Below are 26,296 nucleotides of genomic sequence, written 5' to 3' on the forward strand. Positions count from 1 at the left end.
GGCTATATGCGCAGTTGCGAGAGGACAGTCAGGTCCGGCGGAGCCCGCCCGACCGCGGTACGAGGTGTACTCACGGCCGCCGCGGACTGGGGGTTCGCCAGCGACTCGAACACGGCCTGACCGGGTACGGCGAGTTGGACGGAGGTGAGACTCCCCGACGAGCAGTGCTGCATACCGGGCATGCCGCACTCGCCCATCCCGACGTTGTCCGAAGAGGCGTCCGAGACGGATGGCGCCGCAGCATCCGGCATCACGTGGGCGTCCAGGCGGGCCCCCGGCATGGCAAGCCCGCCGTGCACCGAACCCGACATCATGTGGCCGGCCTGGGCGGCAGAGGGCATGGAGGACGAGGCCCCCATCGCGGACGTCTCATGGTGGACGAGCACGGCCAGCGCGACGCACAGGATGAGCACCACCCCGTACGCCCACCGGACGGCCGCGCCGCCCCGTGCTGTCCGTATCGCCATGAGCTCCATCCGTGTGCCGTGCTGACCGATCACCGGAGTCCGCATCCTACCCCCAGGGGGTACCCGACCGCTCGCCTCACCGACGCCGCCCCTACGTCGCAACGCCGCCACAGAAATGCGGAGCCTCGCCTGACCTGCCCACATGCGGAGGCTGACGGCATCTGCGCCTTCGCTTACGGCGGTGGACACAGTCGGACCACCACGGGGAATCTCCCCACACCTGAACAGCCTCCAGTCCAGCGACGTACTAAGGATCCTAGGAGATGGCGCCCACGCGGTCGCACCGCGGGGCGCACCCCGTGACAGGCAGAGTCCGCGGCGCGGATCGGACGCGCTCGGACGTTCGGGAAGGTGAAGATGGGAACTCTCGCGCTCAGTTGGGCCATCGCGTCAGTCGCCGCCCTCGTGGCCGCGGTCAGCGCGGTCCGGGTCGCCACCACCAGCGGCGAGGCCCGCTTCGCGGCGGGGGGCGATCTGCTGATGGGCGTGTGCATGGTCGCCATGTCGCTGCCCGCGACAGTCGCGTGGTACGCGGGCTACGGCATGTGGTGGGCGGTGGCGTTCGGCACCCTCGGACTCGGCGGCGTGGCAATGACGGTCAAGCACACCCGCACGCACGGGTGGAAGCACGGCCGCCACTGGGTGCACCTCATCGTGGGGAGCGCAGGTATGGCGATCATGACGCTTGCCATGACGAGCACGTCATCCGGACCGGTGCTGGCCCTGGGCGGCTCGTCCATGACACACATGCCGGGGATGGAGAACATGGCGAGCACGACGGCCTCCGACCAGATGGCGGGCATGGAGTCCATGCCCGAGATGGAGGGGATGGAGTCCATGGAGGGGATGGGTTCCCCGCACGGGATGGACATGCCCGGTATGACAAAGGCCGCGGCCGACACCGGCTCGTCCTCGGTGTGGCGGTTCGTGCTCGTGGCGCTTGCCGTGTACTTCCTGCTGTCGATCGGCGCATCCGTGTGGGCGAGGGTGCGGGGCACCGATCGGGCCGGTCGAAGCTCCGACTCGCGCTTCAGCTGGGGGCGCTGGCTGCTCGCAATGCCGGACACGGTGTTCGTCTTCCTGGCATCGCTGACGATCTCGGTGTGGGACCGGACCAGGATGGCGCAGCGGTCGGGCCATGGTCGGCGCCGCAAACTCGGCGCCGCGCCCGACGCGGCCCTTGCCGCCCATCTCGGCATGGGCGGGACCATGTCCGCGATGCTGCTGATGATGGTCGCTTGAGGGCCGGACACGAGGGGCGCCAGGCAAGTTGGGGCCAGCTCCTCTTCGGAGGGCTCTCCCCCAGGACTGCCCATGCATCCAGATCCTCGCAGGAGATCTCTGATGGACGCCTTCACCGCGACCGTCAACTTCGCCACCGAGAAGGCGAAGGTGTCGTACCCGGACGGCGTCGAGATCGCCGATTTGATCACAATAGGGCGATCTGCCTCCTCCAAACGCCTCTCAGGCTCGCGATTCCTCGTTTGGTTGCGGGTTGCGGTGTTCGAGCACGGCCTCATAGGAGCGGAGTGCGGTGACGACGGTGGCGCGTTCGGTGGGTGTCAGGCCACTCATGACGTGCTCCCAGGCGGTGGCGCTGCCGGAGAGCCAGGCGCGGATCGGTGCGGCGTAGGCCGGGGTGATGGCGATGATACGGCGGCGACGGTCGGCGGTGTCGGCGGTCCGCCCCAGGACGCCCGGCCGTACCAGTTCGCTCACCATCAGGCTGACGGTCGTCGGCGCCAGGTCCAGCCGATCGGCGAGCTCGTTGACGCTGGCGGGGCCGTCGTATTCGAGGTGGGCCAGTAGAGCCAGATGCCGAGGCGCCAGGTCGAGATCCCTCAACTGCGGCGGCATGGGCAGGCGCTTGGCGCGGCCGACGAGCCTGGGCATGAGCAGCAGCAGCGCGCGGACGGCCTCATCGACGAGGATACCCCTGGGTTCGGTGGACATCGGCAGCCTTCCCCAATACCTTTGCATTCAAAGCCTTTGACACCAAAGGAAATGAGGTCCACTGTGCCGCATCTGACCGCCGATCTTCCAGAGACCAGGCTGGCGGGCAACGAACGCGCGCTCGTGACCGCCCTGACCGAGGCGATCGTCGGGGTCTACGGCGAGTGGGCACGGCCGCTGGTGAGCGTCCGGCTGTTCGGCGTTCCCGCGGGCCGCTTCGCTCAGGGGGGTGTGGCCGTGGACACCAGCGCTTCGGTCACGTTGGGCGTCCGGTCAGGTGTGTTCGAACGCGCTGACGCCGCCGAGATCACCATTCGCCTCGGCGCCGCCCTGACCGACGCCGTCACCTCGGTCCTGGGCGAGGATCTCCGCCCCGGGACCATGGTCGAACTCCTCGCCTCTCCTCCTGAGCGCACTTTCGTCGGCGGCGCCCTCGCGCCGTGACCACTCCGCGCCGGCCGGATCTGCGGCTGTGCGAAGCAAAGCCGCTGCAGCGAAGAAGTTCACGGCAACGCCCCGGTGCGATCGTGACGTCGAAGGCGGTGAACCGGCCGAGCGTCTTACTCATCATCAGATGGCGGACGGTGAAGGCGATCTCGGAATGGACCGGGGGATAGCGAGGGGCGCGGTGACGGCGCGTTCAGGGCTCGAGGTCGATGACGCCCTTGCCGGAAGTGATGTCTAGCGGCACGGACACCTGGTCGTGGGCGATCAGCCAGGTGCCGTCGATCTTGCGCAGGCCGTAGGTGACCCTGACCCACATGCCGCTCGTGGCCGACCCGTTCTTCAGCGTGCCGCTGAGGCGGGCGAAGGCGTGCCCGAAGGCAACGTCGTCGCCCACGACAAGGGTCAGGTCGCGGATCTCATAGGTGACGGTCTCGAAGAACACGAACACGTTCGCCCAGTTCCGGGCCTTGGCCTCGATCCCGACGTGCTGCAGCGGCGGCTCGACGTCGAAGGACACGACGTCACTCGTGTAGAGCACCTTCAGGCCCTCGAGGTCCTTGTCCCGGAGCCGGTCGATGATCTCGTCGATCTGTCGGCGGATCTGGGCCTCGTCCGTCTCGTCCATCTCGTACGTCGTCATGGCAGGTCCCTAAGAATGTGAGGCGGTCCGGGAGGACCGGGTGTGGCTGATGGCGGGTTGTCGCTTGTGACTCGAAAGGAATGGCCGCCCGGTCCTCCAGGACGCTCCGACCACTGATTGAGAACTGCGGTCATCGCTGGTTAGGGACCTGTCGGCGGGGTGTTCTTCGGACCGTGAACTGCCGGTCATGAGGAAGATGGAGCGACGGCTTTGAGCACGTCTGGCAGGCGGATATGGGTCGGCGTCGATGCCGGCAAGGGGCATCACTGGGCGGTTGCGGTCGATGCCGACGGCGAGACGCTGTTCTCGACGAAGGTGATCAACGACGAGGCCCAGATCCTCACTCTCATCGAGACGGCCCGTGAGCGGGCTGAAGAGGTGCGGTGGGCGGTGGACATCTCCGGCCGGGCCTCCACCCTGCTGCTGGCCCTGCTGGTCGCCCACGGGCAGCAGGTCGTCTACGTCCCCGGCCGGACGGTCAACCGCATGTCCGGCGCCTACAAGGGCGAGGGCAAGACCGATGCCAAGGACGCACGTGTCATCGCTGACCAGGCCAGAATGCGACGGGACTTCGCCCCGCTGGACACGCCCCCGGAGCTGGTCTCCACCCTGCGGGTGCTGACGAACCATCGGGCAGACCTGATCGCCGACCGCGTCCGCCTGATCAACCGGCTTCGCGACCTGCTGGTGGGCATCTGCCCCGCGCTGGAGCGGGCCTTCGACTACTCCGCGGCCAAAGGCCCGGTCGTCATGCTGACCGAGTACCAGACCCCGGCCGCCCTGCGTCGGATCGGCGTCAAGCGGCTGACGACCTGGCTGGAACGCCGCAAGGTCCGCGGCGCTGTCGACGTCGCGGCCAAGGCCGTCGAGGCCGCCCAGTCCCAGCAGCTCGCGCTTCCCGGCGAGAAACGGGCCGCGCAGCTGGTCCGCGACCTCGCCCACCAGCTCCTGGCCCTGGACGAGCGGATCAAGGACAACGACCGGGAGATCCGCGAGACCTTCCGCACCGACGACCGTGCCGAGATCATCGAGTCCATGCCCGGCATGGGACCCATCCTCGGGGCCGAGTTCATCGCCATCGTCGGGGACCTGTCCGGCTACCGCGACGCCGGCCGTCTGGCCTCGCACGCCGGCCTGGCCCCGGTCGCCCGCGACTCCGGCCGCCGCACCGGCAACTACCACCGGCCCAAGCGCTACAACCGGCGCCTGCGGCACATCTTCTACATGGCCGCGCAGACGGCGATGATGCGACCCGGACCTTCCCGGGACTACTACCTCAAGAAGCGGGCCGAGGGACTGCTGCACACGCAGGCCCTCCTCTCGCTTGCCCGCCGCCGGGTCGACGTGCTCTGGGCGATCCTGCGTGACAAGAGGCTGTTCACCTCCGCCCCACCGGTCACGCAGGCGCCTTGACGCGATCATTGAGATTCCCTTCTCAGTGGGCCGGTCGGCCTCTCACATTCCGAAGCTATGACGCCATTGCTATTCCGTCTAAGATCAATATTGCTATTGGGCTATACCTTGAGGGGCATGATGGAGCTGAACTCGCTCCGGCAGTTCCTGGTGGTCGCTCGCCTGGAGCACCTGAGCCGGGCCGCCGACGAGCTGCGCGTCGCCCAGCCGTCGCTGAGCCGCACCATCGCCAGGCTGGAGAGGGACCTGGGCGCGCCGCTGTTCGACCGCAGCGGCCGGCTCCGGCTGAACGACACCGGCAGGCTCTTCCGCGACCACGTCGAACGCGCCCTCGGAGAACTCGAGGCCGGACGGCGCGCCGTCGCCGAGGCCACCGAGCGGGGATTGGGCGCCGTGCGGCTGGCCTCGGAGACCTTCCTCACGCTCACCGGGCCGCTGGCCTCCTTCAAACGCTCCCATCCGGCCGTCGAGCTCGAACTCCACTGGTCGCCGCCCGAGGACATGGCCCGTCGGCTGCGCTCCCAGGAGATCGATCTGTGCGTCGCCTCGCAGCCCATCCACACCGAAGGGCTGGAGGGAACGGCCCTGTTCGAAGAGGAGGTGGGAGCGGCCTTTCCCCTCGATCACCCGCTGGCCGGCCGCGCCTCGGTGACCATCGGCGACCTCGCCGACCAGCCGCTCGTCACCGCCCGCGGCGGACACTGGCTGCGCCGCCTGCTCGACCGGCTCTTCGCGGCCCACGGCCTCAGCCCAAGGATCGTGTGCGAGAGCGACGAGCACAGTGCGATCGCCGACCTGATCAGCGTGGGCCTGGGCGTCGGCCTCGTCCCCGCCTTCGCCCGTCGCAGCGTCACCCGCGCACCCCTCGCCTGGATCCCTCTCGACGACCCCGCCGCCCGCCGCGCCGTGACGCTCTACTGGGCCGCCGACGGCCACCTGTCCACCGCGGCCCGCCTGATGCGCACCACGATCACCGACTGGAACTGGACCACCGGCGAACCCCCTTCCCCCTGAACGGGCGATGTCTGCCGGCCCTGCGGCCTGACAGGCGACAGGGCCGGGCCATCAGAGGCGTCCGCACCTGTCCCGTCAGGCTGGGACCGGCCAGGGGCACGTTGTTCCACCTCGTCGTCGCCCTCCCCGCATCGGCGTCCACCGACGGCCGAACCCTGCGCGGTGTGGTGATGAGCGCGATTTCTGCGACGAACGGCGCTGCTCTGTTCTGGCCTTCGGTTGCCGGGCCCGCTGTCGGTGGGGCGTGGAACGGCAGAGCACTTTGCGCCAAGCCTTCCCGCAGCGCAGGGGTTGCCCATGCCGGCGATGGCCGTGCTCGACCCGGATCTCACCGAAGGGGTGGAGGGCTCTCTTCTCCGACAAACCGTGCGGCCTCCCCGCCCGAACCGCTCGCGGATCCGGGGTGGGACCTGCGGGAGCGGAGCCGCCTCCAACTGCCGCGCACGGGAAGGCACGGGTCCATCGCCGGTGCCGCACTCACCCCTGCCGTGGTCGACTCAGTCACCCAGCTGCAACGCCCCATGCCCCAACCCTCGGGTCCGCTGCCGGTCACCGCGACCACGCGTCAAGGCGTCTGACTCATGCCAAGGATCTCTGCGGTCCGCCTTCCTCCCTCTGCTTCCGGGCTCGTTACCCTCCCTACGTGACACTTGATGCTCGGCGAACTTTTACGCGCCAGCAGACCTGGCGTGCATGGCAGCTGCAGGGCCGCGTCTGCAACCTCTGCGGGCGCGCGATCCCCTTCGACCTGATGCAGGGCGATCACATCGTGCCGTGGAGCCGGGGCGGGCGGACCAGCAGCGAGAACCTCCAGGCGATCTGCGGTTCCTGCAATCTACGCAAGGGCAGCACGGCGCAGCCGGTCACGAGTGTCCGTCTTTCCCCCGATCTGCTCGGCCCGAGCACGGCGCCGTTGCGGCCATGGCAGGCCGAAGCCCTGCCGATCGTCCTGTCCCGGCTGGGCCGAGAGCCCGTCCTGGTCGAAGCGTGCCCGGGTGCGGGCAAGACGCGTTTCGGCCTTGAGGTGGCCCACGAGCTGGCAGCTTCGGGGCAGATCTCGCGCGTTCTCGTGGTCGTCCCCTCTCTGGCGATCGCGGACGGTTGGGCACGGGCGTCGTCGGCCGCGACGCCGGGGGCGCCGACACTGCCGCTGCGGACGCAGCGTGACTGGCGGGCCGTCGACCCCATCGGTGACGAGTGGCTCGGAGCGATCATCACGTACCAGTCGCTCTTCGCGTCCACCGAGATGTTCTTGGCCCACGCGACGGACCCGGGCCGGCGGACGCTGGTCATCTTCGACGAGGTCCACCACGCAGGCGCCAACGCGGCATGGGGCATGTCGGCCCAGGAGGCATTCGCAGAGGGTGCGTGGGGAATCCTGTCGCTGACCGGCACACCCTTTCGCACAGGCCGCGACCCGATCGTGTTCGTACCCTCCGAGGAGGGCAACGCCCGCCCTCACTACCGCTACTCGTACGACCGCGCCATCGTCGACAGCGCCTGTCGGCCGGTTCAGTTCGTCGAGGCCCGTGGTGAGACGACCTTCCGAACCCCGGACCGCCGGACCCACTCCGTCACCTTCGACGACACGGACGTGACACAGGCCGGGGAGCGGGGACGCTTGCGCGCCGCGATCGAGTGGATCGGTGAAGGATCGATCGCCGAGCACATGCTGATCGACGCCAACCACTATCTTCTCGGCCTGCGACAGCGCGGAGACACTGATGCCGCGGGACTCGTCGTGTGCATCGACTGCGATCACGCGGCCCGGGTGGCCGGTCACATGGCCTCCAGGGTGCTCGGCTTCCGTCCGGTCGTCGCCTGCTCCAGGCTCCATGACGACAACGACCCCGACCCGGCCAACGCCATCCGCCTGTTCCGCGCCTCGCACGATCCGTGGATCGTCGCGGTCAACATGATCTCCGAAGGGGTCGACATCCCACGGCTGCGCGCCGTGGTCTACCTGACCAACCGTCTGACGCTCCTGTCGTTCCGGCAGATCGTCGGACGGGTGGTGCGCACGGACCCCGCCAACGTCGACGACCACGGGCGTGTCTATCTCCCGGCGGATCCCCGGCTACTGGGCATGGCACGGCGCATCACCGAGAAGGCGGACCTGCTCCCGCCACCCCTCGTCATCATCACGGACGGAGAAGGTGCCCTTCGGGTAGGCGCCGGAACCGAAGAGGACCAGCCGAGGGGTTCGTTCGAGACTCTCAACACGGTCGGCGAACAGGGAGGCGTGTTCGACACCGACGGACGCGACGCACACGCCGTCCTGGTGGCCTGCGCACGACTGTTCATCGAACGGGAGGGCTTGACCGGCACGGACCCCGAGTCCCTGGCCCTGGCAGCCAACGACGCCCCGGAGCTGCGCCGAGCGCTGCTCGCCCTGCAGCGGAGGCCACAATGAGCGATCACCGGCACACCGGCTCCACCGGCCCGACCATCATTCTCATCGGTGGGCCGATGACCGTCGACGACGGATCGTCGCTGGACTCGCGCCAGCCGGTAGCCGGCGACCCCACCTCCCACGTGACGCAGGCGGGTCTCGCCACCTCTCTACTCTGGTGGCTGACGGCCTCCTCGCTCGTCGGCCGCCTCCTCGATTCGGCAGGCGAATCCGCCTTTGCCCTCCTGGTCGGCCAGCGATCGGTGGTCGAGTTGCGCCACGACGGGAGTCTCCGTCGTACCGGGCTTCGCGCCCTGCTGCCCGGCGGCACGACAGAGCTGGAACTGATCCGTACCTCGTTCGACGAACCTCTGCCGGACAGCTATACCGAGGCGCACAGGCTCGCTAGCTGGAACGGCACCGTCATGGGCACGGTCGGCTTCAAAACCCGTGCGCCGAACCACCGATGGCGTTTCCTCAAAGGAAACGAGTTCTATCTCGACAAGGCCGGAGAGAAAATCGGAGCCTCGATTCTCATCGACACGAGTGAAACACTCACCCACGGCGGCGATCTCCTCCCGGATCGATATGCGGACTTCGAGAAGCGACGCCTCATGGGAGACAACAGCATCCTCGTCATGCCGCATACCCACCGGAGCGAGTCGCTGGTACGCGGATATCTGGCATGGGTACGTGACGGCCGGCCAGTTGCCGAGAAGTTCTCCACTCAGGTCACATCGTGGGATCCGACGGCTCCACCGAATCCGGTCCACTACACCTGCCCCGTACCGGTCGAGGCGCAGTTCGGTGTCACAGGCCTGGTGCAAGGCGGCGAGTGGCGTGACCCATCGGATCTCGAAGCAGCCCGGGCACTGCTTCAGGCACGCTACGACCTGAAGATCGGCATCTGGGATCTCGTGGGAAATCCCACGCTCAGGAGCGCACTGCTGTCGTCCACCCCCCAGGCGCCGGCCCCGGAGGAGGCAGCTGCCGTTCCCGCCGCTGCGGCCCGACGAGCACAGAAGCGAGTCGCTGCGAGGGCTGCGGAGAAAGCCGAGGCCGAGCGCTCTCTGGATCAGATTGCAGCCTTCTTCGGCCCATTGGAGGTGCTGGGCTGGAAACGGCCCCTGGAAGGGCGGGGCTTCATGCACCTGCCGCTGACGGACGACTATCCACGCTGGCCGGGCGACGATCCGTCTCCCCTGGCCCAACTGGAGTTTGAGGTCGGTAAACGCCAGTCAACGGTGAGGGTGTTCACCATCCTGTACAACCAGGTTGACATATCGCGGTACGTCACAGACCGACGGGAAACACTTGAGGACATCGCCGTGCCGGACCGCTGCCCGCTGGGAGCGAACCCGCGCCCGATCCTGTGGCGTGCGCCCGGCGGCTGGGCCGATGACATAGATTGGCCGCAGCGGATTGCTGCACTGTCCGAACGCACATTTCGCTGGCGCGCAGCACTCCACGACCTTTGCGGCCAGTGCCGACGCGCGCATGCGAAGAAATTCCAGAGACCCCATCACAACCACCCTGAAAATTCATCGGCACAGTGACGGAGTCCCAGGCCCCGGAATACCGAGCATCGCCGTGACGAAGGTCCCCGGGAGCCAGAGCTAGCCCGGGAGGAGATGCCGCAGATCCTGGCCGACCGGCACTGAAAGGGCAGTCGGTTCGACCTGGGCCGGGCACTGGAGCTTTGGCAGTCCCGGTTGGCAGGCATTGCGGGTGGAAGCCTTCAAGGACCATGCGATCCAGGCCGAGGTGGGGCGTGGAGGCGTCCCGCCTCGGCTCGGTCTCATCGTATGTACTGCGCCGGCTTGGTGGCGGCGTTGAGGAGGTACTCCAGGGGGCCACGCCGGAAGAAGCGGGACCAGATCGCGGCGAACACGGTCGCCCCCAGGACGTACGTGATCAGGGGCACCCAGGAGCCCCGGGTGTCGGCGCCGGGGACCGCGGGCAGCACGGATTGTGCGACGAAGTGGCCGACATAGGCGGTCAGGGACATGGTGCCCACGGCGATGACCGGTTTGGCCAGGCGGCGCAGTCGCGGCATGCGGTCCATCGCCACCGTCGCGCCCACGATCATGAGGATCGCGACGCCGACGCTGCCGATGATGTCGAACGTGGTGCCGCTGTGCGGCCCGGCCGTCAGGAGCGACGACGCCGGCATGGCCGGGAACGACCCGCCGTCGGGGGGCATCGATCCGGAGCCGCCGGACGACGGCCCGTCTTCCGCGAGGCTCTGCAGCGCGTCCGGACCGGCCAGCAGCAGGGACATGCCGTACGCGGCCACGATGAGGGTGGCACCGAGCGCGGCCAGGCGCCGCTGGACGGGCGCCGCGGACAGGTCGAGGCGGGCCAGCGCCATGCCCGCGATCACGAACGGCATCCAGGTGATCGTCGGGTAGAAGCCCGTGAACAGCAGATCGAGTACGCCCACCTCGCTGAGCCGGTGGAGCGGGTCGTAGGCGTTGATGGTCTGCTGGACCGATTCGGTCAGCAGCCAGTTCAGGGCGAACGCCAGCTGCGGTGTGACGAGGGCGAGCACGGCCGCGGTGATTGCGAGTGTCTTGGCGCGCAGGCGCACCAGGGGCAGGGCGAGGAGGAAGTAGACGCCGTAGAAGCCGAGGATGATCACGCCCCCGTACTCCATCGCCATCGCGGTGCCCAGCGCCAGCAGGATCACGGCGCGGATCGCGATGCGAACTTTCGCCCGGCGGCCTGCCAGGCCGGTCTTCGGTTCACGGCGGCCGGCGATCAGCATCAGTGAGAACCCGGCGAGTGTGGCGAACAGGACGGACGAGTGACCGTCTGCCAGGTACCGGATCCAGCTGGCGACGCCGTCCGTGGCCGACAGCGGAGGGCCGATGTGCACGACGTACATGCCGAACACGGCCAGCGCGCGGGCCAGGTCCACCCCGACGAGGCGTCCCATCGAGGGGCCGGGCGAGGCAGGCACGGCGGACTCGGCGGAAGGCTGGGTCCGCGGTGGCGAGTTCTCCTGCGGAGCTGATGTTTCCTGGGGCGGCTGTGTCTGTGTCATGCGGACAATCTCGCGGGGACGTCAGGGGCGGACCATCCGGCAGTCTTCGGTAGCGGCCCCGCCGGTCGGCGGATACCGCCCTGCCGACTGGCGGAGTCTCGTTCCGGGTATGTGCTGGAGAGGACGGCGGAGTCGGTGGTGCTTGCCGCGCGGCGCACCCTGGTGGGGCGGCTGTTGCGGCGCGTGCCGGGGACGAGGCGGAACATCTCGGAGATGTGCACGGTGTCGCCTGGCCGCGCGTAGTCGAGGAGTGCGCGGAACTTCGGGCGCTGGAGGGGGTGGAGGCGGCTGGAGGTGCCCGGGTCCTCCTTGAACGAGGCGTACGCCGCGGCCGCCGCTTTCCTGAGTCGGATTGACGGCAAGTCGGCTCGCTTGATATTTATCCACCAACCGGTTGGTGGATAAATGGAGGCAGGCATGGCGGCGACCCGACGAGGCAGGCCACCGGCTGGTCCGGAGCGCCGGGACGCGCTGGTGCAGGCGGCGTATCGATGTCTGGCCGAAGGCGGGTTCGAGCGGCTGCGGATGCGGGACGTGGCCGCCCGTGTGGGCATCGACCACTCCTCGATCCATCATCACTTCCCCACCAAGCAGGATCTGGTGGTGGCGGTCGTGGACCACGCCACTGGGCAGTTCCGGTCGACCACACCGCCGGACGGCGGCCCCGTCGAGCGCCTGCGGCGCCATCTGGCCACGCTCAGTCAGAAGATCGTTGAACAGCCCGAGCTCCACATCGTCCTGCGTGAGCTGGATCTGCGGGCCCTGCGCGACCCCGAGCTGCGGGAGATCATCGCCAGCAGGGAGGAGGGCTGGCGGAACTCACTGCGCGCTCTGCTGACCGATGCCGCCGCTGCCGGGGCGCTGGCCCCGCGCGTCGACCCGGCGACGGGAGCGGGGCTGGTCATCGCCACCGTCAAGGGAGTGAGCCTGGCCTCCGGCTACGCCGGCGACGTCCTGGGACTGCTCGATCAACTGCTGATCCGCACCTGACGTCCGTCTCTCCCATCGAGGAGGAACCCCTCATGTCCACACGTCCACTCCGGGTCATCATCATCGGCGGCGGCATCGGCGGCCTGTGCCTGGCGCAGGGCCTGCACGCCGCCGGGATCGACGTCGCGGTCCTCGAACGCGATGCCGCCCTCGACGCCCGGCTGCAGGGATACCGGCTCAACATCGAACCGGTCGGCAGCAGGGCACTGCATGACTGCCTTCCCGCGCATCTGTGGCAGATCCTGATGGCCACCGCCGGTCATCCCGGGCCCGGCATGGGGGTCTTCACCGAGCGTCTTCAGCTGCTGATGCGCGAGGACGCCCCGCCCGCGGAGCGTGACCCGTCCGAACAGACGCACGCGGTCAGCCGGATCACGTTGCGGCGGCTGTTGCTTGCCGGTCTGGACGACGTCGTCCACTTCGGCAAGGAGTTCACCGGTTACCGGCAGAACGCCGACGGCACCGTCACCGCCCTGTTCGCCGACGGCACCTCAGCCACCGGCGACCTGCTGGTCGGCGCCGATGGCGCTAACTCTCGCGTGCGGCGCCAACTGCTCCCCCACGCACGGCGGACCCCCGTACCCGGCGTCGGGATCGGCGGCAAACTCCGGCTCGACGACAAGGCGACGTGGCTGCCCGAGGAGATGACCAGCACCAAGAACATGTTCCTGCCCAAGCGGGACTTCCTGTTCACGGCGGTGTTCCGTCGCCGGGAGACCGATGGGGCCAGCATCGAGCGGATCGGTGAACAGATGCGGGCCGCCGGCTTGGACCCGGACCTCCTCGTTCAGGACGCCAAGGACGACGACTACGTCATGTGGGCCTACGTCGCCCACTCGCGTGCGCTGCCCGCCGACCTGGCCGACGCCTCGACGGGTGAGCGCGGACAACACCTGCGCGAGCTGGTCGCCTCCCGCCTGACCGACTGGCATCCCGACCTGCACAAGCTGATCGCCCAGACGCCTGCCGACACCATTGAGCGATTCGACTTCGCCACCGCCGAGCGAGTGAAGCCATGGCCGACCACCAACGTGACCCTGCTGGGCGATGCCATCCACTCCATGCCGCCGGTCGGAGGACTCGGCGGCAACGCCGCGCTCTACGACGCAGGCGCACTGCGCCGCGCGTTGATCGCGGCCAACCGGGGTGAAAACGACTTGTTCCCCGCTCTCGCCGAGTACGAACGCGCGATGCTGAACAACGGCTTCGCCGCCGTGCGAGCCGCGACCATGTACCTGCGCCTGGCCACCCTGCCCAGCCGCGCGGTCCGAACTGTCGCACGGACGTTCTTTCGGCTGTGCGGCGCCATCCCCCCACTCCGCCGCACGATCTTCTCGGACTGACCATTTCACCGGGCGTTCCCAGTCGGCCGACCGTGTCCGCTTCGTTGCCCCGCAGCAGCGCTGAACCGCGCGCCCGATTCTGTGCGGGCCCGCCTGGGATGCCGGTGCCCCGCCCACCGGCCGACAGCATGCGTAGACACTCAATCCAGTGGGCTCGTCCTCCGCGCCAGGGCCCGCCTCGGCGGGCGCAGGGCGTCGAGGCCGACGCCCTGCTGCAGTCATCGCTGGTGCCTGCCCATCAGGCGCTGAAAGTCCTCGGTGAAGACCTGCCCGTAGCGGTCGGCGGACATCTCGTGAACGCGCTTGGCCTCCTTGTCCGGGCCGGTCAGCGCGCCGTCCTTGCCGTAGTGCAGCACGGTGTTCGCCGAGTTCCAGGTCCCCACGACCTGAAGGCCACCGTGGATCTCGCGCCGCAGGTCCGGGCTGGCGAGGGAGTCGCACGCGAAGATGGTGTGCACCGCGCGGCCGAGTTCTTCGAGCGCGGCGTAGGTGGGGTGTTTGGGGCCGCCGCGGGTGAAGCGGCGCAGGACCTGTTCTGCCTCGGTGGTGCCCAGGCGCAGGGCGGTGGCGTACTTGACCATCTGGTCGTACTGCTGCGCGATCAGGTCCCACTTGATGGCCCGCGTCGTCAGCGTGGCGCCGAGCGCCGGCCAGCCGGACGGGGTGTCGTCCGGGCGGTACAGGCGGATGCTGCCGATGTTCTTCGGCCTCGGCAGCAGACGGAACTTGAGCAGCTCGGTGAAGGCGAACCCGACGACCGACGCGCCTGCGTGTCGACGTAGTTCGACTCGATCTCGGTGTTCGTGCAGTGCCGCAGCAGGCCCTCGATCAACGCCGCGACCTCGGACGACGAAGAGGACTTCAGCTGGGAGTAGATGCAGACGTTCTTCCGCTCCCCATGCCAATAAATCATCACGCCGTTGCCGCCGTAGCGGGCGTGGTACTCGGTCATGAAGTTCGAGGACCAGGAGCCGAACTTCTTCGAGTCCCACGCGCACGCGGTGCCCTGGCCCCACCATGCGGTGTCCCGGGCGGCGAAGGTGGAGTTCACCAGCTTCCGCACGGCGGCCCGCGGTTGTCGACGGTGATGAAGTGCCGGCGCACGTGCCGCAGCGCCGCCTCGCTCTCACCGTGCTCGCCGGTCGCCACGATGGCCCGGATACCCATGTTCGTACCGAGGGCGAACAGGCCCAAGAGGAGACGTCGTTGGAGGACGGCGCGGTCGATGCGCTCGTACGCGGCGACCGAGGAGAACTCGTCGGTGAAGCCGGTGTCGAAGTCGGCGTTCTTCAGCACGTCCAGGAGGTCGAGCACGCCCCAGCGTCGTACGACCTCGTCCAGCTTGGTGACCGCGGCCTCCGCCAGCTTGAAGAGGATCCCCTCCTTGCCCCGCACCTTCCGAAGCTCCGCCGTCAACTGCTTCTTCACCCTCCGCTCCGCACGAGCGCTGATCTTGTGCACCAGCGCGATCAGCAGGTCGACCAGGAATCGGTGATCTCCGCCTGCCTCGACGAACACAACGCCGCGAGCAGCGTGACCCGTACGTCCTCACTCGTGTCGCGGAAGTCCGAGGGATACATCTTGATCGCCCGTGCCCGCCACGCGGCCACCGGCTTCTCCTGGCAGTCCGCGAACAGCCCCTTCGGGAGCCCGAGTTCGCGCACCGACGTCAGCTTGATGATCTCCATCAACAAGGCGTCGAGACCGACAGCCCCAGGGTCGCGCTTCAGCCGGCAGCGTGGCGGCCTCATCGTTTCCCTCGGCCGCCAATGCCAACAGCTGGGCCCGGCCCACCGGGCCCAGGCGCTCGATGGTCCGGGCACAGAACGTCCGCTCCCACCTGCGCACGGCGACCAAGACCTTCCCGACACGGGTCGGACCCGGCGGCTCGACCTTCCGCGTCCGGCACTCCACCAGCAAGGCCTCACGCTGCCGGGTCCTCCACCGGCTCGACCGGACACACCTCCGCAGCCAACCATGCGGTCAACGGCTCCTCGTCAGCGAGCGTCGGCGGACGGAACCCCAGCGCCTCGCGGGTCTGCTTGCGGTGCCGCTTCGCGCCCGCCAGGTCGTACTTCACCAGCTCCGCCGCCGGCACCTTCACCAGATCCGCGGCGTACTCCACCGCCGCCTGCGGGACTCCTCGATGAACTCCGGGAACCGCGCCTCGATCTCGTAGAACTTCAACATCAGGCAGAAACCGAGCCTCGTCGACCCGGTCTTGTTCGCCACGAGATTCCAGTCGCTACGCCCACCAGATCGCGCACAGCGATGGGCAGGGCCGTACAGGCGTACGGGGCGTGATGCGTGCCGTGCTCGGTGAATGGCCGCTGGTGTCGGCGGCGCTGCCACCACACTGCTGCTCGCTGCCCACCACACTGCTGCTGTACGGGGCGGGCCTCGGCTGGTGGCGCTCCACAGGGATAGGACGGGGGTTTGGACGGGCATGCAGGCCGAGCGGAGCACGGTCCAGGGCATCAGACCGCTTTCTCGTTGCCGACCGGGACCACGGGTGGGGCCTCGTGAGCCGCAGGCCGACGGAACAGCGTGAGGGTCAGTCCGCGCCGAGGGGAATCCTCAGCCGCACCCGGTAGCCGCCCTCCGCGGTCGGGCCCGCATCCAGGGTGCCGCGCAGAATCTCGGCCCGTTCCCGCAGACCGACCAAGCCCTGCTGTGAACCCGGGAGGGGCAGGGAGGGACGCGTGGGCGCGCTGTTGGTCACCGTCACTCCGATGTCGTCGCCGTCCTGCCACAGCTCGACGCACGCCGTGCCACCGGGAGCGTGCTTGCGGACGTTGGTCAACGCCTCCTGGACGGTGCGGTAGAGGGCTCGTTGCACGGGTGTGCCCACGGCGGGCGGCAGCTCACCCGACAACTCCACGTGAGTGCCGCTTGATTCCACCAGTTGGCGCAGGTCGGCCAAGGTGGGCTGAGGAGTCAGCTCGGTGGCGCCGCCGCCGGATGCGCGCAGCAGCGTGACCATGGTGCGCAGTTCATCGAGCGTGGTGACGCTCAGCGAACGGATCGTGCGTGCGGCCTCCTGGGCGTCCGCGTCCTTGGCGGAGACCTGCAGGGCTCCGGCCCGTATGGCGATCAGGCTGACCTGGTGGGAGACCACGTCGTGCATCTCGCGGGCCAGTTCGGCGCGTTCACGGGCGAGCACAGCCTGGGCGTGCAGCGCCCGCTCGTGTTCCCTGGCCTCCTCGATCTCGACAAGCCGCCGTGCCAAGTCGCTATGCGTCTGCAGAAGTTGTGCAATGAGGACCGGCGCGGCGGCGGTCGCCAGGCTGTACACGAAGGTGACCAGCGTCATGGTCCGGCCGACCTCGGTGAGGCCGGCCAGGGGCCACGGAGTGCTGTTGGCGACGGCGGTCAGGGCAACGCACACCGCGAGGAGAGGGCGGTTGCGGGAACGCTCGGCCAGCATGAACAGCGCCGCGAGCGGAGCGACGGCGACGGGCTGCGTCAGCGCGATGGGCAGGGTGAGCAGGAACACGCCGAGCGGGAACCGGCGTCCGAACGCCAACGCGGCGCAGCCGAGCATGGCCAGCGACACGCCCAGGCGCGTGTCGTCCCACAGGTTCAGCCACACGTCCACGGCCGCTGCCACCACCAGGACGAGGTCGACGACCGGCGCGGGGACACGCGCCCACAGCGCGCGGGCACGCTTCATCGTCCGGCTTCCGACCGTGGGCGCTCGTCGAGCAGACCGGCCCGCTGCGCCAGCAGCGCGGCCTGCACCCGGCTCGTCACCCGAAGTTTCGCGAGGATTGCGCTGACGTGATCCTTGACCGTGCCGGCGCCCAGGTAGATGCGCGCACCGACGTCGGCGTTCGACAGCCCCTCCGCCACCAGGACGAGGACCTCACGCTCACGCGCGGTGAGCAACCGGACCCGGGCGGCCTCCTCGTCGACGGCCGCCTCAGTACCGCGGTGACCGTGCAGCAGGGCCCGCGACGCCTTGGGGGAGAGCACCACACCGCCCGCGGCCAGGGTGCGCACCAAGTGGGCGAGTTGCTCCGGCTCGGTGTCCTTCAGCAGGAAACCGGCCGCACCGCAGTTCAGCGCGGTCAGGATGTACTCGTCGGCGTCGAACGTCGTGAGCATCGCCACCACCGGAGCGTCCGGCATCTTCCGCAGCTCGCGCAGGACGGTGAGCCCGTCGACGTCCGGCATACGGATGTCCAGCAGCACCACGTCCGGCCGCTCCCGGCGGACGGTCCCCACGGCGTCGCCCCCGCCCGCGGTCGCGACAACCTCGATGTCCTCCGAGGCACCCAGAATGAGTTCGAAGCCCGAGCGGACCAGTGCCTCGTCGTCCACCACCACTACCCGTATCACGCGCGCTCCGCCCCAACTTCGTTCATGCCGTTTGACCCATGCCGACTCGACCCTAAAGCCATGCACGACTCCGGCGGTCCGGCGAGCAGGGACTCCAGCCACACGGCGGGGTGACCCCCACCAGTCGGCAGGGACATCACAGCCTTCTGCCGGATACTCCATGATCGGGCCGGTTTCCAGCCTGAGTGCATGACACATCACGCGGCGCATGTCACGGGCCGCCGACGATGAGGCAGGTATGCCCCGCACGTGTCGGTCTCGGAGCGAGAAGACACCCAGGCGTGCCAGTCAGGGCAGCGGCAAGTCGTGATCTTCCGGGGGATGACGGCGGGCACTGATGTCGACGAGTGCCGCTGTGGCTACGCGGTGACTACGGAGAAGCGGTGGGGACGAGCACCCAGAGCAAGGTGGTGGTACCCACAAATCCGATGGCGCCGAGGGTGGTTCCGGCCATGGCCATCCACACGCGGCCGGTGCCGCGGCGGGCGTAGTGGATGCCCACTGCGCCAAAGGTGACAGCGAGCGCACCGGCGATGACCGCCCATGGAACGATGAAGAACGCAAGCGCGACGGAGGGGAACAGAGCGAACGCAGGCGCGACAGAGATGACACCCAAGACAAGCGCGGCTGGGCCCAGGGCGACTGCGGGCGTGTCGGCTTGATTCGGTATCAGGTGCTCAGGCATGAGCCGCTCCCCCTTTTTTGAACAGGTTCAAATCCGTGTCGATCGTACAGGCAGGAGGTGCGGCGAAGGGGCGTCGCCCCCAGTGACGCCCGCCACTGCAGGCGTCTCCCCTTCGCCGGCGTTCTGGGTGGTTCGCCCATCGCGTTCGCCACCTTTGTCAGCACGCTATGCACCCACGCGGTGGGCATGGGAGGGGGCACTGGCGTCCGTTACTCACTTATTGCACAAACGATCTCCACTGTTTCCGAACCGAGTTCATATGATGCGGAGATCAACAGGCCCGACCGAAGGGAGACTTCGGCGGGCCTCTCAGGTTCCCGTGGGGGATTCATGCGCATACGCGTTGCGGTCACCGCCGTCGTCTCCGGTGCCGTCGTCCTGTCCGCGCTCGCTCTTCCGGTTGCCGCCCAGGCATCGGAGCGCACGGGCGCGTCGACGAAGATCGGCTCCTTCGCTTCCCACGCCTCCGAGACCGTTCGCCCCTACGACTCGTTGGGCAACACGAAGTTCTCGAAGGCGGTCATCAACGGTGGCAAGGCCATCGTCCTCGGCACCACCGGCACGAAGTCCGTCATCGTCACGTACACCGCCACCGACCAGAACGGCGTCGCCCTCACCGAGGCCTTCCTGTGGCAGGGCACCGACAGCTCGACCACCGATGGCATCACCGGTGGCCTGGGAACCGACGACGACCCCGACTGCACGGAGACGGCGACCCAGGGCGTCTACAACTGCAAGGCAGTCTTCAACATCCATCCGGCAACCGACATGAAGGACAACGGCGTCGCCGGGACCTGGAAGCTGTTCCTGGGAGCGTGGGACCTGTACGCGAACGCCAGTTACAACGACGACGTCGCCACCGCCGCGATCAAGAAGTCCTCCACGCTGAGCGCCGACGCCACGCCCGAGCCGGTCAAGAAGGGCAAGACCATCACCGTCACGGGCAAGCTCGCCCGGGCGAACTGGTCGACGGGCAAGTACGCGGGTTATGCGTCGCAGCCCGTGAAACTGCAGTTCCGCAAGAAGGGCAGCAGCACCTACACCACCCTCAAGACGGTCAAGACCACCACCACCGGCACCCTGAAGACCACCACCAAGGCCACGGTCGACGGCTACTACCGCTACGCCTTCGCGGGCACCACCACCACCGCCGCATCCACCGCGACCGGCGACTTCGTCGACGTTCGGTGAAGCATCCAGGACAGAGAATGCAGCACCTGAGTTGAGGGCGAGCGGGGGCTGATGCCGTTGGCCGGATCAGCCCCCACTGTGCCTGGCGGTAGCTAGGGCGGCAGGGGTGGTACCGCCGCCCAGCAGCGCCGCCAGGACGGCGGGGCGGTCGGGCGGCGGCGTGGCGGGCAGGCAGAGGAGTCACGTACTTGCCATGGCTAGGATGGGCCGACTCCGGGATTCCGGGGTCTCACGGGGACAGGGGGAATCGATGAGGGTACGACGGAGATCGCTGGCGTGCGTCGGGGTGGCCGCGCTGGCACCGCTGCTCGTTTCGGCCGCTTCCGCGCAGGCGGCGTCGGGCTCACTGGCCGTCACCACGCTGGGGAGGCACGGGAGCAAGGTCTCGACGACGGTCACCGTCGTCGCCGTGCCGTCCGGGCGGATGTACAGCGTCAAGTCCGGCAAGCGGATCAGCCTGCCGGCGGGGCGCTACATCGCGATGACCGACATCTACGAGAGCGCCGCGGACGGCACGGGCACCGACACCCTCGGCGCGAAGGTCGTCAAGGTGTCGGGGAGCACGTCGGTGACGCTCGACGCGCGCAAGGGCAAGGCCGTGAAGGTGTCGCTCGACACGCCCGCCGACGTGACCGGCCCGGCGCGCATCAGCGCGCAGGTCTGCTCCGCCGACAGCGACATGCCCTCCGCCTTCAGCGTGAGCGGCTGGAACGACGCAGGGTCCCTCTACGCCATCCCGAACTCCTCCAAGCTGCTGCAGTTCGGGTACCTGGCGCAGTGGTCCGGCAACGACAACTACGCCGTCGCGAAGAACACCACCGGCATCCCGGCCGCGCCCGGCGGATCGTTCAAGCGGTCCGGCCTGGCGACCATGCGCTTCTCGGTACGCGGCGGTACGCAGATGGCCCGGCAGATCAGCACCGAGCTACAGGCCCAGCCGAAGACCGACGACTGCACCACCGACCTGCTGGCCGCGGTCCACGACGACAGCGCGCCTTACACCGCCACCGCTCATGTGACGCCCGGGACCTGGCAGCCCCGCACCGACATCTTCGCGAGCAACGGCGACGACGTCGGCGGCGGTTTCCCGAAGACCAGGACGCTGAAGGCGGGGCAGAGCGCCACCCAGTCCTTCGGTCGGGCCGTGTGGGGTCCGGTGCACTACCTGCCGACGGTCTGGCAGAAGTCCGTCTACTTCATTCCGGACGCCCTGATCGGCGACCCCGACATCGACACCACCGGGGCCGACCCGACGAAGGAGACCATGGTCCTCTCCAAGGGGGGCACCACCGTCAAGAAGCAGACCCTGACCAACTGGGGCTCCTCCGACGACACGTTCTCCGCCCGCATCCGCTCGGCCGGGTGGTACCGCCTGACCGTCGACGCGCATCGCTACCGGCCGGGCATCACCTTCCCCGCCGGCATGCTGTCGTCACGCGTCACCCTCGACTGGCGCTTCAAGGCCGACCCGGCCAAGGCGACCGTCGCGACCGTCTTCCTGACCCGCTTCCTGCCCACCGGGCTGAACAGCCACAACCAGGCCGCGCCGAACAGCACCACGACGGTCGATGTGAGCGCCCTGCGCGGCTCCCAGAACCCCGACACGAAGTTCACCAAGGTGACGGCCAAGTCCGTCCGGGTCTGGTCCTCCGCCGACAACGGCAAGACCTGGAAGGCGGTGACGGTCAAGCACTCCGGCTCCACCTGGCAGGCGTCCGTCCACAACCCGGCCTCCGGCGCCGTCGCCCTGCGCTCCGAGGTCACCGACTCCGCCGGCGGCCGCTCGGTGCAGACGGTGTACCGGGCATACGCCATCGGCTGAGGCCGCCGCCCCCACCAGGGAGGAAGGGCACGCAACAGCCTCCGCCTGGTAGTGCTTCGTCACGGTGGGGGCGGTTGGCGGAGTTCCTTGGCGATGTCTTCGGGTCGTGTCCGCGGCGGGATCAGCAGCGGTGGAGCGAGTGTTACCTGCGGGCCGGATGCTCGACGGCGTTGTCAGGCAGGAGGTGTGGGTGATCGACGACGTGTCGTTCCCCCAGCGCGGCAAAGCGTCGGTCGGGGTGCCGCCAGCACTGCGGAGCGGTCGGCGAACGGGCGAACTGTCAGGTCGCGATCAGTGTCCACGCCACCACCCAACACCGCCTCCTGCCTAAAAGTGCCCGCCAACGTCGTGCAGCAGGAGAAGTGGGAGCGAGCACTGTCCAGCCCGCTTACGACGGGCTCGGACCGCCTACTCCTCCCCTCACCGCACCCCATCGGGAGCCGTCCGCGTCCTCGGATGGTCGGCGTGTGCGAAGCAGTTAACCGAGGTGCCCGGAGGCAGGGCGGCGAAGGCCCGGTTGCTGACAGTGCGGGCTGCGGGCTGCGGGCTGCGGGCTGCGGGCTGCGGGCAAGCAGAGCGATCATCGAAACCGGCACCCAGTCCTACCGCCCTGCTCCTACCAAGGCACGACAGCAACTCATCGGCGGCCGCGCCCTCACGGCCCACGCTCGATCAGCATCAGCGCCCCCGCTCGGTCCACTCCCACAAGCTGAGCGCCCGCTTCATGCGTACAGCGATGTCCGTCTTCGCCGTCGCGTCCAGTGTCTCCGCCAGCTCCTGGAAACTGGCGGGCCGGACGTCCAGCAGACTCGATACCTCCTCACCGGTCCGGACCGTGAGCAACAACTCGCACCGCCACTGCGGTGACACCTCCGGTCGATGGCTGAGCCAGTGCTCCATCACCGGGAACAGATAGTGCGACGCCGCCACCTGGGCGTGCTCCCGCAGCCAATCGGCCGGGAGCCGCTGGCTGAAGCCCCACCGCGCCGCTTCCTCCTCCAACCGGAGGAGCTGATCGGTGTCCACAGCCCGGATCGTCCGCGGAAGCGCTGCAGTCATGCCGTGATCATGCCATCAGACGGCGCCCCTGGGCTGCCCGGTCCTCGAGTGAAGTTGAGCGCTGACGCCGGTTGAGGCTGCGGGTGACTGTCAGTGAGCCTTTTCCAACCTCGCACTGAAGCTGCGAGGCGCAGCGTCCGGAAGTAATTCCCTTGCGGTCAAGGGTGGTGATCGCCCTACGGTTGCTCCCCGTGACCATGGAGATGCCCTACCAGCCACTTCCGATCGACCAGGCCGACGTGCGCTACATCCACGGACCCGATTCCGCTCTCCAACCAGGTGTGCCCGCTGGCGAGACGGTCGAGTTTGAGTGGAGGGACAGCGAGGTCTACCCGGGAACCTTCCGGAAGTTCTGGGTACACGTCCCTGCCCAGTACGACCCGGCGGAACCGGCATCCCTGATGGTGTTCCAGGACGGATGGTGGTACCTGGACCCCGCAGGGGAGGTACGCGGCGCGATCGTCCTGGACAACCTCATTCACCGCGGCGACATCCCCGTCACCATCGGCGTGTTCGTCGATCCTGGCGTCTTCCCCGATGCGGAGCACCCAAAGAACCGCAACAACGAGTACGACGCCTTCGACGACCGGTACGTCACCTTCCTCCTCACCGAGATCATCCCGCAGGTCGCGGAGCGCTACGCCATCGCCCGGTCGCCCGAACAGTGGGGCATCTGCGGCGGGAGCAGCGGCGGCAACTGCGCCTTTACCGCCGCGTGGCTGCGTCCGGACAAGTTCCGCCGCGTCATCGCATACCTGTCCAGCTTCGCGCAGATGCCGGACGGCAATCCCTACCCCTACCTCATCTCCCGCCTCCCCCGCAAGCCGCTGCGCATCTTCATGCAAGGCGGCCACCGCGACCTGCACTGGAACGAGCCACGGCGGAACTGGCTCGCCGAAAACCTGCGCGTGGCAGCCGCTCTCGCTGAAGCGGGCTACGACTTCCGCCTCGTCCTGGGAGACGGCGGACACAGCCCCAACCACGGCGGTGTCCTGCTGCCGGACGCGCTGCGCTGGCTGTGGCGGCCCAACGAGGATTGATCGACACACGCATCGTCCAACCAGGCGCCGGCTGCGGTGAAGTGAGCTGCACCTGCTGGTCGCCCAAAGGGGTGCACAGTCCGCGCTGTGGTGTCGGCCGAGGAGGAGGGGCAGAAGTGCGGCCGGCAGCTGCTCGGCTGCAAGAGTGTGTCCGCCGCACACTGCGCAGCTGCTCCCACGAGACCTTGGGTGTGCGCCCGGCAGCGCGTCGACGGACGCTGTGGTGAACATCGGGAGGGCGGCCGCCCCGGCCCGCGAGGTGCCGTACCGCACCCGCCGCCACTCGGCGGGCTTGATCCATCCCAGGGTGCGCATGTGGTCGAACCCGACTCGCCTCACCGGCGTGGCTCGGCGGCCTGGTCAGGAGCGATCGGGGTGTTGGCGGCGACCAGGTCGGCCAGGTCCTCGCGCCGGCACACGGCGTCGACCTGGTCGGGTTGACGAGCGAGCCGTCGGGTTGCCGCTGAGGTCGGTGAACAGAGGGTCCGACGCACACCACGCCGGCCCCTTAGAGGTCCTGACAAGGCGCTGGACGTGGCGGTGGGTGATCAGGCAGGTGGCGAGGCCGAGGAAGGCTTCGTGGATGTCGTCGCGCCGTTCCCAGCGGATCCGTAGGCGGCGGAAGCCGTGCAGCCAGGAGATGGTGCGTTCATGCACCCGCCCGGTCGGCTGCCCGAAACCAATCCGGCAAGGTCAGTAACGGGCATGGAGGGCGGCGTGCCATGTGGTGGCTCGACTTCCTGAAACTCGTGGACTCGTGCGGGGTGTCGGGGCAGGAGACCCTGACTATGTCTCCGACGCGGAGATCCGGTTGCACTGTCCGCCTCCTCTGCCGACGCCGTCGGTCGGGATCGTAGAGGAACCCGAGGGGAGGAACGGGGGTCGGCTTCGGTGCCCGGAGAACCGGTAACCCAGGAGAAATCCGTCAAGGCATCAGCCCAGGGCACTCTCGGCCGGCAGGCCGGGCGTTGCGGAATGCTGTCGTGTCCGCCCGGGTCGGTGCCCCGTGGCGCCGATGATGTCGAAGCGGTCGACGGCGGCGGCATTCTCACATGGCGCGCAGGCCGCGGTCGGCGAAGGCGATCAGCCACTCGAAGCTCTCGTCGATGTCGGCGCTCCACTGGAAGGCGTTGCCCGCCTGCAACGTGGCGAAGCCGTGGCAGAGGCTGCGGAGCGTGCGCAGGGCGTGGTCCACGTCGGACTCCGCGATCTCGTAGCCGCGCAGGACCGCCGTGAACGCGTCGAGCAGCCGCAGGCCGGCCGTGGCCAGCGGATCGTCCGGGTCGGACGGTTCCATGCCGATCGTCGCGGCGTACCGGCCGGGGTGCTCAAGGACGAAGGCGCGGAAGCCACGTGCCGCGGCCGCCAGGGCGTCGCGGCCCGCGTGCCCCTGGACCGCACTGCCGACGGCGCCGGCGGCCTCGTTCAGGGCCAGGGTCGCGATGCGCCGGTTGAGGTCTTCCTGGTTGCCCACGTGCTTGTACAGGGACGGGGTGCGCACGCCCACCCGCTCGGCCAGCAAGCCCATCGTCAGGTTGGCGAAGCCCACCTCGTCGGCGAGGGCGGCACCGGCCGCGACGACGGCCGCCGGGTCCAGGCCGGCCCTAGGCACGGGCGGCGACGGAGCGGAGGAAGGCGAGCATGAGCGAAAGCACCTGGTCGGGGAACTGGTCGTGCGGGTAGTGCCCGGCGCCCTCGATCATCTCAAGGCTGCCGAGGCCGGACGGCAGGGCGTCGACGATCGCCGAACCCTCGGCGTGCGGGTCGGCCCAGTCGGGGTCGAGCGTGCCCATCACGACCAGAACCGGGCAGCGGACGTTGCCGAGCTGCGCGCCGGCGTCGGTCGGGGCGCTGCAACCCATGCCCTGCAGAGCCTTCATCCGGCCCGGTTCGCGCAGCAGGGAGTCGATGCGGCCGAGCCGCTCGGCCCAGTGGGCCGGCTTCACGCCGGGGTAGGCGACGTCGAGGTACGAACGCCAGAGCAGCACGCTGCCGAACACGCCCGCGCCGAGCAGCCGCAGCATGCCCCGCCGGAAACGCTTGACCCGCAGGTCGCCGAGGCGGATCGACTGCTTGCGGGTGAACGGCGCCAACTCGACGACCGCGGTGATCAGTGAGGGCTCCTGCGCCGCAGCGATGGTGGCGGCGCCGCCGGAGATCGAGTGGCCGACGAGCACGGCCGGGCCGCCCAGGTGGCGGATCACGGCGATCAGGTCGCCGGCGATGGCGGTGCGGCTCCAGGCCGACCAGCCGACGCTGGACTCGCCGCAGCCGCGCAGGTCGACTGCGGCGACCCGATGGCCCGCCGCCACCAGCTGTGGGATCACGGCACGGTGCGCGGCGCGGCTGTCGCCCATGCCATGTGCGAGAACGATCAGCGGGCCGGACCCCGCCACCTCGTAAGCGATCGTGCCGCCGTCGACGGCAAGGTACTCGGTCATGGCACCCCTCAG

The 26,296-nt window shown here is 68.8% G+C and carries 25 protein-coding genes and 3 pseudogenes; 12 read left to right on the forward strand and 16 right to left on the reverse strand.

All coding sequences use genetic code 11. The features are described from left to right. Window positions 1–2: 2 nt before the first annotated feature. Entirely contained in the window at window positions 3–467 is a 465-nt protein-coding gene (locus OG852_RS02345; RefSeq protein ID WP_330346906.1) for a hypothetical protein, read from the reverse strand. Window positions 468–824: 357 nt separating this feature from the next. Here OG852_RS02345 and OG852_RS02350 point away from each other — a divergent pair, with 357 nt between their 5' ends. Continuing rightward, entirely contained in the window at window positions 825–1,709 is an 885-nt protein-coding gene (locus OG852_RS02350; RefSeq protein ID WP_330351381.1) for a DUF5134 domain-containing protein, read from the forward strand. A gap of 222 nt (window positions 1,710–1,931) precedes the next feature. Here the strand turns inward: OG852_RS02350 and OG852_RS02355 are convergent, their stop codons facing one another. Next, the gene (locus OG852_RS02355) at window positions 1,932–2,420 is read right to left on the reverse strand and encodes a MarR family winged helix-turn-helix transcriptional regulator (RefSeq protein ID WP_133917295.1); all 489 of its coding nucleotides are present in this window, start codon (window positions 2,418–2,420) and stop codon (window positions 1,932–1,934) included. A gap of 51 nt (window positions 2,421–2,471) precedes the next feature. Between OG852_RS02355 and OG852_RS02360 the strand changes: the two genes are divergently transcribed. Beyond that, on the forward strand, window positions 2,472–2,864 hold the full coding sequence (locus tag OG852_RS02360; RefSeq protein WP_330346907.1) for a tautomerase family protein: 393 nt from the start codon (window positions 2,472–2,474) through the stop codon (window positions 2,862–2,864). A gap of 196 nt (window positions 2,865–3,060) precedes the next feature. Here OG852_RS02360 and OG852_RS02365 read toward each other — a convergent pair whose 3' ends face one another. After that, window positions 3,061–3,507 carry a YybH family protein gene (locus OG852_RS02365; RefSeq protein ID WP_208117378.1) on the reverse strand — a complete coding sequence of 149 codons (447 nt, stop codon included), beginning with the start codon at window positions 3,505–3,507 and terminating at the stop codon, window positions 3,061–3,063. Window positions 3,508–3,717: 210 nt separating this feature from the next. On the opposite strand from OG852_RS02365, the gene OG852_RS02370 reads away from it, so the two are divergent. The 4 genes from OG852_RS02370 to OG852_RS02385 all read left to right on the forward strand — a co-directional run bounded on the left by OG852_RS02370 (window position 3,718) and on the right by OG852_RS02385 (window position 9,882). Next, window positions 3,718–4,920 carry an IS110 family transposase gene (locus tag OG852_RS02370; RefSeq protein WP_330346908.1) on the forward strand — a complete coding sequence of 401 codons (1,203 nt, stop codon included), beginning with the start codon at window positions 3,718–3,720 and terminating at the stop codon, window positions 4,918–4,920. 117 nt (window positions 4,921–5,037) lie between these two features. Beyond that, window positions 5,038–5,934 (forward strand): LysR substrate-binding domain-containing protein, encoded by an 897-nt coding sequence (locus tag OG852_RS02375; RefSeq protein ID WP_330346909.1) that lies wholly within the window; start codon window positions 5,038–5,040, stop codon window positions 5,932–5,934. A 643-nt stretch (window positions 5,935–6,577) separates the two neighbouring features. Next, window positions 6,578–8,347, forward strand: a complete 1,770-nt coding sequence (locus OG852_RS02380; protein ID WP_330346910.1) for a DEAD/DEAH box helicase family protein — start codon at window positions 6,578–6,580, stop codon at window positions 8,345–8,347. Further along, on the forward strand, window positions 8,344–9,882 hold the full coding sequence (locus OG852_RS02385; protein WP_330346911.1) for a hypothetical protein: 1,539 nt from the start codon (window positions 8,344–8,346) through the stop codon (window positions 9,880–9,882). The genes OG852_RS02380 and OG852_RS02385 overlap by 4 nt, the downstream gene beginning before the upstream one ends. A gap of 242 nt (window positions 9,883–10,124) precedes the next feature. Here OG852_RS02385 and OG852_RS02390 read toward each other — a convergent pair whose 3' ends face one another. Next, window positions 10,125–11,372 carry a DUF418 domain-containing protein gene (locus tag OG852_RS02390; protein ID WP_208117342.1) on the reverse strand — a complete coding sequence of 416 codons (1,248 nt, stop codon included), beginning with the start codon at window positions 11,370–11,372 and terminating at the stop codon, window positions 10,125–10,127. Further along, the gene (locus tag OG852_RS02395) at window positions 11,369–11,734 is read right to left on the reverse strand and encodes a hypothetical protein (RefSeq protein ID WP_330346912.1); all 366 of its coding nucleotides are present in this window, start codon (window positions 11,732–11,734) and stop codon (window positions 11,369–11,371) included. Before OG852_RS02395 ends, OG852_RS02390 begins: the two co-directional genes overlap by 4 nt. 55 nt (window positions 11,735–11,789) lie before the next feature. Between OG852_RS02395 and OG852_RS02400 the strand changes: the two genes are divergently transcribed. Continuing rightward, window positions 11,790–12,362: a TetR/AcrR family transcriptional regulator gene (locus tag OG852_RS02400; RefSeq protein WP_166663722.1), complete on the forward strand. Its 573-nt coding sequence runs from the start codon at window positions 11,790–11,792 to the stop codon at window positions 12,360–12,362. A 32-nt stretch (window positions 12,363–12,394) separates the two neighbouring features. Continuing rightward, a complete protein-coding gene (locus tag OG852_RS02405) occupies window positions 12,395–13,705 on the forward strand; it encodes an FAD-dependent oxidoreductase (RefSeq protein WP_133916602.1) in 1,311 nt (436 codons plus the stop codon). A 218-nt stretch (window positions 13,706–13,923) separates the two neighbouring features. Here the strand turns inward: OG852_RS02405 and OG852_RS50855 are convergent. The 7 genes and pseudogenes from OG852_RS50855 to OG852_RS02450 all read right to left on the reverse strand — a co-directional run bounded on the left by OG852_RS50855 (window position 13,924) and on the right by OG852_RS02450 (window position 18,731). Next, a pseudogene (locus OG852_RS50855) lies at window positions 13,924–15,223 on the reverse strand (Tn3 family transposase). Then, a complete protein-coding gene (locus OG852_RS02425) occupies window positions 15,175–15,393 on the reverse strand; it encodes a hypothetical protein (protein WP_330346915.1) in 219 nt (72 codons plus the stop codon). Before OG852_RS02425 ends, OG852_RS50855 begins: the two are co-directional and overlap by 49 nt. A 236-nt stretch (window positions 15,394–15,629) precedes the next feature. Continuing rightward, on the reverse strand, window positions 15,630–15,830 hold the full coding sequence (locus OG852_RS02430; RefSeq protein WP_330346916.1) for a hypothetical protein: 201 nt from the start codon (window positions 15,828–15,830) through the stop codon (window positions 15,630–15,632). Next, window positions 15,806–15,937: a hypothetical protein gene (locus OG852_RS02435; protein ID WP_330346917.1), complete on the reverse strand. Its 132-nt coding sequence runs from the start codon at window positions 15,935–15,937 to the stop codon at window positions 15,806–15,808. The genes OG852_RS02430 and OG852_RS02435 overlap by 25 nt, the downstream gene beginning before the upstream one ends. Before the next feature lie 322 nt (window positions 15,938–16,259). Beyond that, on the reverse strand, window positions 16,260–17,378 hold the full coding sequence (locus OG852_RS02440; RefSeq protein ID WP_330346918.1) for a sensor histidine kinase: 1,119 nt from the start codon (window positions 17,376–17,378) through the stop codon (window positions 16,260–16,262). Further along, window positions 17,375–18,046, reverse strand: coding sequence for a response regulator transcription factor (locus OG852_RS02445; RefSeq protein WP_330346919.1), 672 nt, complete (start codon window positions 18,044–18,046; stop codon window positions 17,375–17,377). The genes OG852_RS02440 and OG852_RS02445 overlap by 4 nt, the downstream gene beginning before the upstream one ends. Window positions 18,047–18,416: 370 nt before the next feature. After that, window positions 18,417–18,731: a hypothetical protein gene (locus OG852_RS02450; RefSeq protein ID WP_133916599.1), complete on the reverse strand. Its 315-nt coding sequence runs from the start codon at window positions 18,729–18,731 to the stop codon at window positions 18,417–18,419. Between the two features lie 330 nt (window positions 18,732–19,061). Here OG852_RS02450 and OG852_RS02455 point away from each other — a divergent pair, with 330 nt between their 5' ends. The 3 genes and pseudogenes from OG852_RS02455 to OG852_RS50860 form a co-directional block, all read left to right on the forward strand. After that, complete coding sequence (locus OG852_RS02455; RefSeq protein ID WP_133916598.1) at window positions 19,062–19,922, forward strand: hypothetical protein; 861 nt, start codon at window positions 19,062–19,064, stop codon at window positions 19,920–19,922. Window positions 19,923–20,172: 250 nt separating this feature from the next. Then, window positions 20,173–21,744: a hypothetical protein gene (locus OG852_RS02460; protein ID WP_330346920.1), complete on the forward strand. Its 1,572-nt coding sequence runs from the start codon at window positions 20,173–20,175 to the stop codon at window positions 21,742–21,744. Between the two features lie 74 nt (window positions 21,745–21,818). Beyond that, window positions 21,819–22,073: pseudogene (locus OG852_RS50860) on the forward strand (transposase); the annotation flags it as partial. A gap of 349 nt (window positions 22,074–22,422) precedes the next feature. On the opposite strand, the gene OG852_RS02465 reads toward OG852_RS50860, so the two are convergent. Further along, window positions 22,423–22,803 (reverse strand): hypothetical protein, encoded by a 381-nt coding sequence (locus tag OG852_RS02465; protein WP_133916596.1) that lies wholly within the window; start codon window positions 22,801–22,803, stop codon window positions 22,423–22,425. Window positions 22,804–23,000: 197 nt separating this feature from the next. Here OG852_RS02465 and OG852_RS02470 point away from each other — a divergent pair, with 197 nt between their 5' ends. Then, window positions 23,001–23,843, forward strand: a complete 843-nt coding sequence (locus OG852_RS02470) for an alpha/beta hydrolase (RefSeq protein ID WP_330351383.1) — start codon at window positions 23,001–23,003, stop codon at window positions 23,841–23,843. Between the two features lie 525 nt (window positions 23,844–24,368). Here OG852_RS02470 and OG852_RS02475 read toward each other — a convergent pair. The 3 genes and pseudogenes from OG852_RS02475 to OG852_RS02485 form a co-directional block, all read right to left on the reverse strand. Further along, window positions 24,369–24,500 (reverse strand): annotated as a pseudogene (locus tag OG852_RS02475) (IS5/IS1182 family transposase); the annotation flags it as partial. A 391-nt stretch (window positions 24,501–24,891) separates the two neighbouring features. After that, a complete protein-coding gene (locus OG852_RS02480; protein WP_133916593.1) occupies window positions 24,892–25,455 on the reverse strand; it encodes a TetR/AcrR family transcriptional regulator in 564 nt (187 codons plus the stop codon). Beyond that, window positions 25,448–26,284, reverse strand: a complete 837-nt coding sequence (locus OG852_RS02485) for an alpha/beta fold hydrolase (protein ID WP_133916592.1) — start codon at window positions 26,282–26,284, stop codon at window positions 25,448–25,450. The genes OG852_RS02480 and OG852_RS02485 overlap by 8 nt, the downstream gene beginning before the upstream one ends. Between the last annotated feature and the right edge of the window lie 12 nt (window positions 26,285–26,296).

The sequence above is a fragment of the Streptomyces sp. NBC_00582 genome (genome assembly GCF_036345155.1).
GTDB lineage: Bacteria > Actinomycetota > Actinomycetes > Streptomycetales > Streptomycetaceae > Streptomyces.